This is a genomic window from Bradyrhizobium daqingense (assembly GCF_021044685.1).
Lineage (GTDB): Bacteria > Pseudomonadota > Alphaproteobacteria > Rhizobiales > Xanthobacteraceae > Bradyrhizobium > Bradyrhizobium daqingense.
In genome coordinates, this window is record NZ_CP088014.1 from 6345834 (window position 1) to 6358599 (window position 12766).

Below are 12766 nucleotides of genomic sequence, written 5' to 3' on the forward strand. Positions count from 1 at the left end.
AACAGCCTCAACAGGAAAAGACCATGGCGCCACGTGACGGAACAAAAATACTTGCGGGCAAGGTCGCGCTGGTGACCGGCGCGGGGCGCGGGCTCGGCCGCGCCTTTGCCGAGAAGCTCGCCGCACTCGGCGCCGACGTCGCCATTCATGGCATGCGTGAGAACGGGCCCGCCGAATATGGCGAGGGCACGACGCTCACGGCGGTGGCCGCGGAGATGGCCCAGGAATTCGGCGGCCGCAGCCAGCGTGTGCTTGGCGATCTCACCCGAGGCAATGACATCGCGCGCGTGATTGCCGAGACCGAAGGCGTGCTCGGTCCGATCGACATTCTCGTGCACAATGCCGGCGGCGACATCGCAGCCGCCGGCGGCAAGCCCGATCCGAACGACGCGGTGAACATCAAGGAGGCCGATGTGCGCGCCGTGCTGGAGCGCAATCTGCTCTCGACCATCCTGACCTGCCAGGCGGTCGCCAAGGGCATGATGGAGCGGCGATCCGGCCGCATCGTTACGCTGGGCTCGGTCGCTGCCTTCAAGGGACGCACCCAGGGCTCGATCTATGCGGTGTCGAAGGCCGGCGTGACCCATTACACGCGATGCCTCGCCGACCAGCTCCGTCCCTACGACATCGCCGTCAACTGCATCGCGCCCGGCGATACCCGCACCGGCCGCTTCCTCGGCACGCGCGCGGTGGACCCGAACCGGATGGTCGAAAGCGGTACGCTCGACCGTATCGCGACCGTCGACGAGGTCGCGCGGGTCGTCGAGTTCTTTGCCGGCCCCATGGGCGCCTTCGTCTCCGGCCAGGTGCTGAGGATCGACGGCGGCGGGCAGTGTTGGCCGGGCTGAAGCGCAGCGCAACGCGAAAAGAAAAGGGCCGCTGCGTGCGGCCCTCTTAGTTATCGCGAATTGGGCGAGATCACTCCACCCGCTCCAGCACCGCGAGCTTGCGGATGCCCTTGTTGCGGTAGGCGTCGAGGAACGCGTAGTAGTCCTTGAACGACACGCAGCCGTTGGAATCCCCGTTCGGTCCGAGCATGTAGGTGTGGGCGAGCAGGCCGTCGCGGCCGTAAATCGCGCTTTCACCGCCGATCGGCGTCAGGCGCAGCGCCGGCACGCCGTGGAACAGCGCCTCACGCGGCTTCAGCGTGTAGATGTGGGGCGGTGTCACGCCGCGCATGCGTAGACGGCGGGAGTCCGGATCGTCGCGGTTGGAGCCGAGACCGGAATGCGCCTCGAGCCTGGTGCCGTCGGGCAGATACACCATCTTGGCCCTGATGTCGTAGACCGCGGTGTCGCGCTCATAAGGCGGCGCGCCGCCAAACATCGGGTTCTGCTCCTTGGGCGCGATGGCAGCGGTGATGCTGGCATCGGCCGAGGCATAGGCCAGGAGCCCGCCGGACGGCTCACGCTTGCCCCAGAGTTTTTCGACCATCGACTGGCGCGGAGCGGTGATCGACATCACCGCGGCCTTGGCGCGATCGGCAAACGACTTCGGCTTCGCTTCGGGCGCGGGCACGATCTGGGCTGGATCGGCCGAGGCCAGTTGCAACTGCGCATCCGGTGCGCGCTTGGCCTTGTCTGCGGCCTTGTCAGTCGACTTGTCAGCGATTTTGGCCGGCGCGGACGGTTTGAGCGCTTCGGCGACCTTCGCAATCACGCTCTGCTTCGGCGCCTCGCTGGCCGCGGCCACCTGGGTCGCGGGCGCGGCGCTGGCGGCGTTCGACGGCACGCCTTGGGTCGCAGCCGCGGCGAAGCGATCGTTGAACATCTCGCGCGAGATCGGTGCGGCGACCTGCAACCGGTCCGGCAGGAGTGCGAAGGCTTCCTTGACCGCCTCACCCGCCTCGCGCAGCGCGACCCTGGGCGCGCGCTTGATGACCGGATCGTCGTAGCCGCTGTTGCCGACGGTCGGATAGACGCTGGCGCCGAAGACGTTGGAGTAAATGGTCCAGCCGGCGCCCATCACGACGCAGCCGATCGCCGCGGCGCCGAGCCAATTGGTGGCGGTCATTGTTCGGGAGGATTTCCGCGAATAATTCTTGGAGAATTTCTTGGACTTCCGTGCCGCGTTACTCTGCGCAGCGATACTCGTACTCATTCGCCTTGCGTCCAGGACGGTGTCACTCGGTCCCCCTTCAAAGTGCCGCTGGTCACGATCCGGGAACAGCATCTCGCAGAGGGTCGGAGCGTCATTAAGGCGACTTTTAGTTAAATGCAGATTAAGTTCGGGCGGATATGGGGCAGCTCGTTAACGCTGTCTCATTTTGAGAAAAAAGCCCGCAGAATTACGGACTTAGTCGGATCTGTTAACTATAATTCTCGCGCGGATCGGCGCGTTCTGCGACCCCTCTCCACCGCATCTCCAAGGCCATCCAATCAAGTCGTTTTCGTGGTCTTTGATGCCCGCAGGATAGCGGGGAAGCGTTGCGCGGGGCTGGTGTGAGCGCTGTCCTCTCCAACCGCTGCGCTGCTGCCGGTGGAGCGGCCGAGTTCGTCCTACATCACAGATCCGGCGTCGAGCGGCACGCGGCACGGCGCCGTGATCGAAAGTTGAACGTGCCGGTCTGGAAATCGCCGCCACGAGAAAGTAGCTCCTACCTCGGCACTTCTCGGCAGCCTCTGCGTGTGATACGGTACCGTATCGCCCCGCCTTGAAATGTGCCGCGCACGCAAACGGAGGCTGGCATGAGAGGCTTTTCGCGCACCGGGCTTTTGACCGCAGCGTGGTCATTGTTGTTGATCGGACTAGCGTGTGCACAGCCCGCTGCCAATGCGGGCTGCACCGCCTCGCCGTCAGCCGCAGGCACGCAAGTCTGGCGCTGCAACAATGGCATTACGATTGTTACGGAAAACGGCGCCAGGTTTGAACTTAAAGACGCCAACCGCGACGGACATATAGACTCCGTGGAGTTGAGCAGCAAAGCTCTGCTCATCGAGGTGCCCAAGAAGCCCGGCGGCAATCCCTTCAAGGTGCTGACCCCGCGGGCGATCGCCGCCGTGCGCGGCACGAAATGGGCGGTCGACGTCGCTGACGTCAAGACCTCCGTGTTCGTCGCCGACGGCCGTGTCGGCGTGACCCGCAGGTCCCGTGGACGCGGTGTCGTGCTCGGACCGGGCGAAGGCGTCGACGTGGAGGCAACCGGCCCGTTGACCGTCAAGACATGGGGCCAGCCGCGCGTCGACGCGCTCATGGCGAGGCTCGGACAATAAGGCTTGGATAATAAGGCTTGGACAATTGGGCCGTGTCCAACAAGGCCCGGTCTAACGAGATTTGGACGACAGAGGATTGCAACACGACCATATGCGTAGCCGACGCGTTCAGCTCCTGGTGGCACTCCTTCTCACCGCGCTGTGGGCCGCGGGCATCTATGCTGCGCATGCCAACGGTCATCTGCGCTTTCTCGACCGTCTCGAAGCGACGCTGACGGATTGGCGGACCCAGATCCGGGGCGTGCAGCATCCGCCCGATCTCGTCACCATCGTCGCGATCGACGACACCGTGGTGAAGCGCGGCGGCAGCTATCCGCTGCCGCGCGCCGATCTTGCGCGCGTGGTCGACACCATCGTGCAATTCAAGCCGAAGGTCGTCGCGATCGATCTGCTGCTGGTCGACCGCAGCGCAGCGATCGGAGATGCGACGCTGGCCAACACGCTCGCCACCGGGCCCATGGTGCTCGCCGCCGCGGCGATCTTCCCGTCTGCCAGCGAGACCGTGGAGCCGAGCAGCGACGGGCCCCTTGCCGCGCTGCCCCAGGCCGAGCGCTTCCTGCTGCCGCTGCCGTCATTCGCCGACCATGCCGAGGTCGGCGTCGTCAACGTCGCGACGGGACAGTCGGGCTCGCCGCTCGCGGTGCCGATGCTGTTCCGCACCCGTGACAAGGTCGAGCTGTCATTCCCGTTGCGCGTCGCAGCGCGCGCGCTCGACCAACCGCTGACGGTGGCCCCCGATCATCTCATGCTCGGCGACCGCACCGTGCCGACCGACCGCGACTTCGCGCTGCCGATCACCTATTACGGCCCGCGCCGCACCATCCGCACCGTCAGCGCGCAGAGCATCTTCGACGGCACGCTCAGCCGCGCCGCGATCGAGGACCGGATTGTCGTGATCGGCGCCGCGGTCGCCGGTGGCGGCGACTTCTACCCGACGCCGTTCGATTCCCTGATGCCCGGCGTCGAGGTGATCTCGACCGCGATCACCCATCTCGTCGCCGGCGACGGCATCCTGCGCGATCGCAGGGTCCGTATCGCCGACGCATTTGCCGCGATCCTGTTGCCGATGCTGCTGGTCGGCCTGCTCGCCTGGCGGCGCAGCGCGCTCGGCATAATGGCGGCGGCTGCGGTGATGATCGCCTGGGCCGGGCTCAACGGATTCGCATTCACGCATGGCGTCTGGCTGAACGCTGCGACGACGCTTGCAGCGACGGTGCCGCCGGTCGCGATCTTCGCCAGCGCGCAGTTGTGGGCGGGAGGCCGCCGCGCGCAATATCTCGCCGCGAAGAGCAGGTCGCTGGCGCGCTTGCAGGCACCGGCGGTGCAGGAATGGCTGGCGCGGGATCCTCATTTTCTGTCCAAGCCCGTTCGCCAAAACGCCGCCGTCGTCTTCATCGATCTCTCCGGCTTCACGGCGCTGAGCGAACGGATCGATCCGGATGCGCTCCAGGAGATCCTGAAGGCGTTTCACGCGCAGATCGACAAGACCGCAGTCGATTGCGGCGGCATGATCACCGGCTTCCTCGGCGACGGCGCCATGATCCTGTTCGGCCTGCCTCGCACCATGCCCGACGACGCGGCGCGCGCGCTGACATGTGCGATCGAGCTGCATCGCGGCGTCGAGCGCTGGATCGCCTCGCTGCCGCCGGCCATCGGCGATCAGCTCGGATTCAAGATCGGCGCACATTGCGGCGAGATCGTCGCCTCCCGCCTCGGCGAGAGCCACCAGCACATCACGGCGACGGGCGATACCGTCAATGTCGCCAGCCGGCTGATGGAGGTCGCCGCGCGGAACGACGCGCGGCTCGCACTGAGCAATACGCTGCTGGATGCCGCCGATTTCCACGGCGCGCCCGACGGCGTCCTGACGGGGCCCCTCCTCACCCAGGTCCGCGGCCGCTCCGGCGTCGTGACCGTCTGGTTCTGGCGGGACCGGGATGGGCCAGTGCAAGATCACACCAAGGCAGAAGCGGTCGACTGAGGCCTTACCTCGCCTCCGGCGGCGGCGAGCGGTCGAGCACGTCGCCCTTGGCGCCTTCGAGCAGATCGATGCCGTAGGTCTCGACCACGAGCGGGCCGCGCTTGCGCTGCAATTGCGCGACCTGCGTCACCTGCGCGAAGAGACCGGTGAGAGCGGGATGCCCCTCTGCGCGCAGCTCGTCGACATAGAGCAGCTTGCCGGCGAGCAGCTTGGGATCGGGCTCGGGCATGTTGACCCAGCGGATGCGCTGGGTCTGCTGCACGACGCAGGTGGCGCGCGGCAGATAGAAGGCGAGCCAACCCGTGGTGCCGTAATCCTGTGCGAGCACACAGGTCGCGCCACTGCGCGCGCGGACCGCTTCGATCTCAGCCGCAAGCTCGCGCCAGCCGACGCCGACGCTGCGCACGGTGGCATCGCGGCGATAGCCGGACAGCCAGCCGGTATTGGCCTGCACGATCAGCGCGGCAAACAACACGATGCCCACCGGCGCTGCCCAGCGCAGGCAGAAATCGGCCAGGCGCCGCTGGCGTGGCCGCCACTGCACGAGGTTCGCGGCGGCCGCTGCGGCAACCACGAAAGGCGGATAGACCGGCGCAAACCAGTTGGCCTCGACGCGCGCATGCAGCGAATGCCAGACGAAATAGGCGACGATGGTCCAGAACATCGTCTCGATCAGCACGCGCGAGGCTAGCGCGCCGGCCCGGTGCCACGTCAGCGCATGCAGCCCCATCGCGCCCAAGACGAAGACGAGCGGGGTCGCAAACGCGATTTGGGTCGGAACCAGCTCGGCGATGAAGACGGGGCGGAAGTCCTCGATCTTGGCGCGGCCGAGCTGTTTTGCGAACGAGACCCATTGATGATCTGCATTCCAGAGGATCACCGGCGAGAACAGCGCCAACGCAACGAGACCGCCGAGATAAGGCCAGGGCGAGAGGAACCAGCGCCGTACCTTCGGCACGACCGCGAGCCAGATCAGGATCGCCAGCCCGAAGAACATCGCAGTGTATTTCGACAGCAGCGCCGCACCGACGGCTGCGCCGACTGCAAGCCACCAGAGCCCGCGTCCGGTCTCCAGCACCTTCGCAAGGAAGAACAGCACGAAGCTGGAGGCAACCAGCAGCGGCGCATCGGGCGTCACGATCAGCGTGCCGACCGACGCCATCATGGTCACGTTGAGCAAAATGGCGCTGGTGGCAGCGATCCGCACCCCGCCGAACAGGATCGCGGCGGAGCGATAGACCGCATAGGTCATCGGCAGCGCCAGCAGGATCGAGACGAGGCGAACGCCGAGCTCTGTGTCGCCGGCAATCATGGTGCCGGCGCGGATCACATAAGCCACCATCGGCGGGTGATCGTAGTAACCGCCCGCCAGGTTCTTCGACCACATCCAGTAATAGGCTTCGTCGAAGGTGATCGGCGTGAACGCGGCCGCGACCAGCCGCAGCAGCACCAGCGCGAGGATCACCAGCACGGTGTTGCGGACGATCCGCGCGTCAGCTCCGCCCATATCGCGCTATTTCTTGCGCCAGACGAACAGTCCGGACATCGCGTAGTTCCAAACCACGCCCATCAGCGCGCCGGCCATGCCGGCCAGCCACCAGATCGGCTCCTGGTCGTAGACCGAGAAGGCGACGCCGACATTGGCGAGCAGGCCGACGCTGCACACGATGTAGAAGGCGATCAGGCCACGCAGCAGCGCGAAGCCCTTCAGCCGCTGGTCGCGATAGGTCAGGAAGTTGTTGAGGATGAAATTGCTGGTCATGGCCACGATGGCGCCGGCGGCCTGCGCTTCCGCGAACGGCGCCTTGAACAGCTGAAGGGCGATGAACAGCGTGGCCAGATGCACCACGAGGCCGATGCCGCCGACCATCGCGAACAGGATGAATCGCAGGGAGACAACGTCGTTGGAGAGCTTGGCCAGCACGAGGCCGAGGAAATCGAGCGCGACCATGGAGTCGAGCTTGCTCTCGCCATGCTGGCGGGCGCCGAACGTGTAGGGTATCTCGACCGCCCGCAAGCTGCCGTGCGCGGAGGCGACGACGTCGAGCAGGATCTTGAAGCCGTGCACGGACAGCTTCGGCGCGAGCTCTTCGAAACGATCGCGGCGGATCATGAAGAAGCCGCTCATGGGATCGGCGATCTCGACCCGCAGCATCTTCCTTGCGAACTCGGTTGCGAGCGCGCTGGCGCCGGCGCGCTGCTTGTTGAAGCCTTCGCTCTTGTAGCCCTCGATATAGCGGCTGCCGACCACGAGGTCAGCCTGGTCGCTCGCGAGCAGCAACAGCATCTTCGGCAGTTGCGTCTCGTCGTGCTGGAGGTCGGCGTCGATCACGGCGACATAGGGCGCGCTCGAGGCGAGGATGCCCTCGATGCAGGCCCCCGAAAGGCCGCGGCGGCCGATGCGGCGGACGCAGCGCACGCGGCTGTCGCGCTGCGACAGCGTGCGCACGACGTCCCAGGTGCCGTCGGGCGAATTGTCGTCGACGAATACGACTTCCCAGGCGATGTTGGCGAGCGTCGCCTCCAGCCGCCGGTACAACACCATGACGTTGTCGCGCTCGTTGAAAGTCGGGACGATGACCGACAGTTCCGGCCCCTCTTGAGCCTGATTTTGGGCCTGCTGCGGGTTGTCGGCGCCCGGTCTGATCGCTTCATTCATGACGGCAGCGTATATCCGCCGCGTCCTGCGCTGCCAAGCCGGGGTTTCTGTGGGGAATGGCCAAAGCAGGCCCCAAAATGCCAACGACCCCGGAACGGCGGGCCGCGCGTACATCCGGCACAAGCCCAAGCTATTCCAAGGTCGTCCCAGCGCCGGAGTTTTCGCTCAACGTCGCCGTTAGAACCTAGATAGGAACGACGAATCCGCTCCGCAAGGGGACCCAGAACCCGATTTTTCCAGCCTTATTGGTTGGGGACTTCCCGGATCACCGGCCCTCGCGGCGCTGGCGCGACCGGTGCGGCGGGCGCCGCCGCAGGGGCTGGCTCGACCTTCGCCGGCTTGGGCGGCTTTCCGTACTGTCCGATCGGACCGAACACGACGGCGACCGCCAACACGATCGCCGCGGCGATCGCGCCCAGAATGCCCCCCACCGACTCAGACGACATCGACCCATCCCTGTTCCAGATGCGCCCAGTGATACCATGGATGAGCGCGCAGCCGGAAGGGCCGGGGGCGAATGACGAATGGTGAGTAGCGAATAGAAGGCAGATTTTCTGGCTCTATTCGCTACTCGCTTCCCCATTCCCTATTTCGCCGGCGTCCGATGCTTGACGTAGGCGGTCACGATGTCCTTCTGCGCCGCCTCAACCGCCCTGTTCGCAGTGGCGAGATGGGCGCCGGAATCGATGCTTGGATATTGCGTGGTGAGATAATCAAGCAGCGCCACCCGGTAGTATTGCCGCTCCGACGGACATGCCCCCGCAACCGAGCGACCGAAATCCTGTTCCGACAGGCCCTTGTTGGAGTCCCGCGAATATTCCCGCGCCAGGCAATGCCAGTAATCGTCGCGGCCTTGCTGGGCGAGCTTCTGCGCGCTCTTCGTGTCGTCGTCATCCGCCAAAGCGGAAGCCATCATGGCAGCAGATGTCATCACCACGAGCGCCGCTCCCACCAACAGCATCCGCATCTTGTTCTCCTTTGTCGCGGGTCCTGGGGGCGAGCTTAGACGGGACCGGCCAACTGGCCAATCACAACTGGTTTGATTAGGATGAGGTCCCTCCCCGTCGATGCGAGATCCTTCCGTGCCCAAAACAAAAACCGCGTCCAAAAAATCCGGCAACATCTTCATCGGTATCGGCGGCTGGACCTTCGAGCCTTGGCGTGGCGTGTTCTATCCGGAGAAGCTGACGCAGGCGAAGGAGCTGTCCTACGCCGCCTCGAAGCTGACGTCGATCGAGATCAACGGCACCTATTACGGCTCGCAGAAGCCGGAGAGCTTCCGCAAATGGGCGAGCGAAGTACCCGAGGGTTTCGTGTTCTCGGTGAAGGGCCCCCGCTTTGCCACCAACCGCCGCGTGCTCGCCGAGGCCGGCGATTCCATCAAGCGGTTCTACGATTCCGGCGTACTGGAGCTCGGTGACCATCTCGGGCCCGTGCTCTGGCAGTTCGCGCCGACGAAGAAGTTCGATGGTGCCGATTTCGGCAAGTTTCTGGAGCTGTTGCCGCGCAAGCTCGATGGGCGCGCGCTGCGCCATGTCGTGGAGGTGCGGCATGACAGTTTCTGCACGCCCGATTTCGTGGCCCTGATCCGCGAATTCGAGACGCCGGTCGTGTTCGCCGAGCACGGCAAATACCCGGCGATCGCCGACGTCGCCGGCGACTTCGTCTATGCAAGACTCCAGAAGGGCAATGACGAGATCAAGACCTGCTACCCGCCGAAGCAGCTGGACGCCTGGGCCGAGCGCTTTCAGGCCTGGGCTACCGGCAGCGAGCCCGACGACCTACCGAAGGTTGACAAGACCAAGCCGAGGAAGGAGCCGCGCGACGTGTTCGCTTATGTCATCCATGAGGGCAAGGTGCGCGCACCGCACGGCGCGATGGAGCTGATCGCGCGGGTGAGCTGAGGGTGGTCCATGGCGAAGGCGAAGAAACTCTTCACCATCGGTTATGAGCAGACACCGCCCAAGGCGGTGCTGGACGAGCTCGAACAGGCCGGCGTCAAGCTCGTGGTCGACGTGCGCGCGGTGACGTCCTCGCGTCGGCCCGGCTTTTCCAAGAAGCAGCTGTCGGCAGGCCTCGATGAGCGCGGCATCGCCTATGTCCATCTCTCCGCGCTCGGCACGCCCAAGGAAGGCCGGCTCGCGGCACGCAGCGGCCAATTTGATGCGCTGGAGAAGATTTTCTCCAAGCATCTGAAGACGCCCGAGGCGCGGGAAGCGATGGACGAGCTCTCGGCGCTGGTGAAGAAGGCCGGGCCGGTGTGCCTGCTCTGCTACGAGCGCGACCACACCCACTGCCACCGCCAGATGATCGCGGAGATCATCGAGGAGCGCGACGGCGTTGCGGTGAAGAATCTGGCGGGGCGGCAGGTGTAGCCGTCATGGCCGGGCTTGTCCCGGCCGTTCACGAACTTCTTCGCCCGCGGCCAAAACGTGGATGCCCGGGACAAGCCCGGGCATGACGACAGATCCCCTACCCCTCTCCCGCTAGCTCAAACGTCCCCTCCATCATCTGCACGCAATTTCCGCCGACATAGGCGTCCAGCAGTGCACCGCCCTCCTTCTCCACGGTCGTCTGCAGGATGCTCGGCCGGCCCATGTCAAAGCCCTGGCCGACGGTGAGCTTCAGCTCGCCGTCGCGAAGCGGATCGAGATCGGCGAGCAGTGCGGCCGCAGCGACCGTTGCGCTGCCGGTGGCGGGATCCTCAGTGAACCCGCCGGTGCCGCGCATGAACATCCGCGCCATGAGATCGCAGCCCGCTTCCGCCGCCGGAATGTCACGTGTGTAGAAATAGACCGAGAACGCGCCGTCGCGTGGCAGAATCCGTCCGAACGCGGCAGCATCGGGCTTCGCCCGCCGCAGGCCATCGCGCGAATGCAATTCCGCAACCACAAACGGCGTTCCGACGCCGACGACCTGCGGCGCATGGCGATCCGTCCTGACATCGTCCGCGGTCAACGACAGGCATGCGGCGAGCTCGGCGGCGGACAGCTTTGCAAGACGCGCCAATGGCTGTGGTGCCGTCAACTCAGCCCCAACGACCTTGCCCTGCTCGCGCCATATCTCGACCGGCACGACACCCGCTTTCTCCTCGAACAACAATCGCGGCCAGGGCTCATTGCCGCGCCGGGCCAGCACGAAGGCCGTGCCGACATTGGGATGGCCGGCAAAGGGAAGCTCCCTCACGGGTGTGAAGATGCGGACCTCTGCGTCGTCACCGGGATTGCGCGGCGGCAGCACGAAGGTGGTCTCGGAATAGTTGAACTCGGTCGCGATCGACTGCATTTGCGCGGTCGTGAGCCCGCCGGCATCGAGCACCACGGCGAGCGGGTTGCCGCCGAAAGCGCGGTCGGTGAACACGTCGACGGTGACGTAGCGGCGCTGCATCGTCTCTTCCTCATGCAAGTCGCGACCGCGACCGGCCGCATCGCCCGCACTCTACAAGCCGGCAACATCGCTCGTCATGCCCCAAAATTCGGAGCAATCGGAGCAATCGATTTGAGAAGTGGAGAGCAGACGTCAGCGTGATATGCGTGACGCGCTAGCCCAACTGAAACACCGCGACCGGCCGCTCATAGCCGCGTACCGCGACTTCGCCGAGCGCGATGGCGTCGCTGCCGTCGTCGCCCAGCACTTCGCGCACGGTTGCGGAGATCAGGAGCTGCGAGCCGAACTCCTTGTTCAGCGCCTCCAGCCGCGAGGCGAAGTTCACGGTGTCGCCGATGACCGTGTATTCCTTGCGCCGGGGCGAGCCGATATTGCCTGCGACGACCTCGCCGAAATGGATGCCGATGCCGATGCGCAGCGGCCAGCTGGTCTGCGCGTTGATGCGATCCATCGCGGACAGCATCTCGCGGCCGGCGGCGACCGCGCGGTGCGCGGCGTCGGCAGCTTCCAGCGGCGCGCCGAACAACGCGAGGAAGCCGTCCCCGAGAAACTTGTTCACGATGCCGCCGTGGCGGTCGAGAATGTCGACCAGCACCGCGAAAGCGCCGTCGAGCCGATCGACCACCTCTTGCGGCGTACGCGATTGTGCACCGGCGGTGAATCCGCGGAAATCAACGAACATCACGGCGACGCGGCGGACGTCGCCCCCGGTGCTGGATCCCTCCGCCATCAGCCGCTCCACCACTTGCGGCGAAACGTGCTGACCGAACAGATTGGTCACCCGGTCGCGCGCGGTGGCCGCCGCAATGCTGGCGGCAAACTGCCGCCGCAGTTGCGCCCCGACGGCACCCGCCAGCACGCCGCAGATCAGGATGACGATACTGCGCACGGCGTGGAAATAGACCAACGGTTCGTCGGCCTCGTCTGCCGAATTGTAATACAGGGCGACGGTCAGGAGCCCGGCTGCGGCGACGAAACCGGTGAAGGCAGAGAGCCAGAAGTCTAGCCGCAGGGTCGAGAGGATGACGAAGATGAAGTACATCAGCGGTACGGCGAAGCCGAGCGCCTGGGGCGCGCCCATGGTCCGGATTTGCAGAAGGAGAATCACCGTCGGCAGCGACGTCTCGATCAGCGTACCGATATAGCGCCTGATCACCGGCAGGTCGCGATCGAGACGGAGGTTTTTCCTGATCTGGGAATGGACCCAGACCTCGAACAGGATGAAGCCGGCCAGAAGGCCGTAGACCGCGATGATCCCTTCCGTTCCGCGCCAGACCCGGTTCACCACGGCGGGATCGATCAGGTAGATGGCCGTGAGGAACAACATCATGACGCAGCCCGTCATGATCAGCGCGCGCACACGCAACAGCTCGGTGCGCAGCACCTCCCGCGTCAGCTCGCGCTCGAAATCGTCCGACAGCGCGGCATGCTGCCGCGTCTTCCTGCTGGCAAACCTGACCATTCCGCCCCCTTGTCATTCCGGGGCGCGACATAGTCGCGAACCCGGAATCTCGAGATTCCGGGCTC

Annotated in this window: 12 protein-coding genes; 5 read left to right on the top strand and 7 right to left on the bottom strand. The window is 65.4% G+C overall.

All coding sequences use genetic code 11. From position 1 onward, the window contains the following. Window positions 1-23 precede the first annotated feature (23 nt). The gene (locus LPJ38_RS30330) at window positions 24-848 is read left to right on the top strand and encodes an SDR family NAD(P)-dependent oxidoreductase (protein ID WP_145628392.1); all 825 of its coding nucleotides are present in this window, start codon (window positions 24-26) and stop codon (window positions 846-848) included. Window positions 849-918: 70 nt separating this feature from the next. Here LPJ38_RS30330 and LPJ38_RS30335 read toward each other — a convergent pair whose 3' ends face one another. Next, the gene (locus LPJ38_RS30335; protein WP_167520222.1) at window positions 919-2013 is read right to left on the bottom strand and encodes a DUF2778 domain-containing protein; all 1095 of its coding nucleotides are present in this window, start codon (window positions 2011-2013) and stop codon (window positions 919-921) included. Window positions 2014-2687: 674 nt separating this feature from the next. Between LPJ38_RS30335 and LPJ38_RS30340 the strand changes: the two genes are divergently transcribed. Continuing rightward, window positions 2688-3212, top strand: coding sequence for a FecR domain-containing protein (locus LPJ38_RS30340; RefSeq protein WP_167520223.1), 525 nt, complete (start codon window positions 2688-2690; stop codon window positions 3210-3212). 91 nt (window positions 3213-3303) lie between these two features. After that, window positions 3304-5193, top strand: a complete 1890-nt coding sequence (locus LPJ38_RS30345; protein WP_145628398.1) for a CHASE2 domain-containing protein — start codon at window positions 3304-3306, stop codon at window positions 5191-5193. Between the two features lie 4 nt (window positions 5194-5197). Here the strand turns inward: LPJ38_RS30345 and LPJ38_RS30350 are convergent, their stop codons facing one another. From LPJ38_RS30350 to LPJ38_RS30365, 4 genes are all read right to left on the bottom strand, one after another. After that, window positions 5198-6700 (bottom strand): glycosyltransferase family 39 protein, encoded by a 1503-nt coding sequence (locus tag LPJ38_RS30350; RefSeq protein ID WP_145628400.1) that lies wholly within the window; start codon window positions 6698-6700, stop codon window positions 5198-5200. A gap of 6 nt (window positions 6701-6706) precedes the next feature. Further along, the gene (locus LPJ38_RS30355; protein WP_145628401.1) at window positions 6707-7852 is read right to left on the bottom strand and encodes a glycosyltransferase family 2 protein; all 1146 of its coding nucleotides are present in this window, start codon (window positions 7850-7852) and stop codon (window positions 6707-6709) included. Between the two features lie 242 nt (window positions 7853-8094). Continuing rightward, window positions 8095-8298: a hypothetical protein gene (locus LPJ38_RS30360; protein ID WP_145628403.1), complete on the bottom strand. Its 204-nt coding sequence runs from the start codon at window positions 8296-8298 to the stop codon at window positions 8095-8097. A gap of 140 nt (window positions 8299-8438) precedes the next feature. Continuing rightward, on the bottom strand, window positions 8439-8819 hold the full coding sequence (locus LPJ38_RS30365; RefSeq protein WP_145628405.1) for a hypothetical protein: 381 nt from the start codon (window positions 8817-8819) through the stop codon (window positions 8439-8441). A 100-nt stretch (window positions 8820-8919) separates the two neighbouring features. Between LPJ38_RS30365 and LPJ38_RS30370 the strand changes: the two genes are divergently transcribed. Continuing rightward, window positions 8920-9756, top strand: a complete 837-nt coding sequence (locus LPJ38_RS30370; protein ID WP_145628407.1) for a DUF72 domain-containing protein — start codon at window positions 8920-8922, stop codon at window positions 9754-9756. A gap of 9 nt (window positions 9757-9765) precedes the next feature. Next, window positions 9766-10227: a DUF488 domain-containing protein gene (locus LPJ38_RS30375; protein ID WP_145628409.1), complete on the top strand. Its 462-nt coding sequence runs from the start codon at window positions 9766-9768 to the stop codon at window positions 10225-10227. A gap of 97 nt (window positions 10228-10324) precedes the next feature. Here the strand turns inward: LPJ38_RS30375 and LPJ38_RS30380 are convergent, their stop codons facing one another. Both LPJ38_RS30380 and LPJ38_RS30385 read right to left on the bottom strand, forming a co-directional pair. Then, entirely contained in the window at window positions 10325-11239 is a 915-nt protein-coding gene (locus LPJ38_RS30380) for a PhzF family phenazine biosynthesis protein (protein WP_145628411.1), read from the bottom strand. Between the two features lie 154 nt (window positions 11240-11393). After that, on the bottom strand, window positions 11394-12701 hold the full coding sequence (locus LPJ38_RS30385) for an adenylate/guanylate cyclase domain-containing protein (protein WP_145628413.1): 1308 nt from the start codon (window positions 12699-12701) through the stop codon (window positions 11394-11396). Window positions 12702-12766 lie beyond the last annotated feature (65 nt).

Excerpts from the sequence above, each read along its gene's own strand:
- LPJ38_RS30330 (WP_145628392.1), top strand. The coding sequence starts at position 24 with ATGGCGCCACGTGACGGAACAAAAATACTTGCGGGCAAGGTCGCGCTG.
- LPJ38_RS30335 (WP_167520222.1), bottom strand. The coding sequence starts at position 2,013 with ATGACCGCCACCAATTGGCTCGGCGCCGCGGCGATCGGCTGCGTCGTG.
- LPJ38_RS30340 (WP_167520223.1), top strand. The coding sequence starts at position 2,688 with ATGAGAGGCTTTTCGCGCACCGGGCTTTTGACCGCAGCGTGGTCATTG.
- LPJ38_RS30345 (WP_145628398.1), top strand. The coding sequence starts at position 3,304 with ATGCGTAGCCGACGCGTTCAGCTCCTGGTGGCACTCCTTCTCACCGCG.
- LPJ38_RS30350 (WP_145628400.1), bottom strand. The coding sequence starts at position 6,700 with ATGGGCGGAGCTGACGCGCGGATCGTCCGCAACACCGTGCTGGTGATC.
- LPJ38_RS30355 (WP_145628401.1), bottom strand. The coding sequence starts at position 7,852 with ATGAATGAAGCGATCAGACCGGGCGCCGACAACCCGCAGCAGGCCCAA.
- LPJ38_RS30360 (WP_145628403.1), bottom strand. The coding sequence starts at position 8,298 with ATGTCGTCTGAGTCGGTGGGGGGCATTCTGGGCGCGATCGCCGCGGCG.
- LPJ38_RS30365 (WP_145628405.1), bottom strand. The coding sequence starts at position 8,819 with ATGCGGATGCTGTTGGTGGGAGCGGCGCTCGTGGTGATGACATCTGCT.
- LPJ38_RS30370 (WP_145628407.1), top strand. The coding sequence starts at position 8,920 with ATGCGAGATCCTTCCGTGCCCAAAACAAAAACCGCGTCCAAAAAATCC.
- LPJ38_RS30375 (WP_145628409.1), top strand. The coding sequence starts at position 9,766 with ATGGCGAAGGCGAAGAAACTCTTCACCATCGGTTATGAGCAGACACCG.
- LPJ38_RS30380 (WP_145628411.1), bottom strand. The coding sequence starts at position 11,239 with ATGCAGCGCCGCTACGTCACCGTCGACGTGTTCACCGACCGCGCTTTC.
- LPJ38_RS30385 (WP_145628413.1), bottom strand. The coding sequence starts at position 12,701 with ATGGTCAGGTTTGCCAGCAGGAAGACGCGGCAGCATGCCGCGCTGTCG.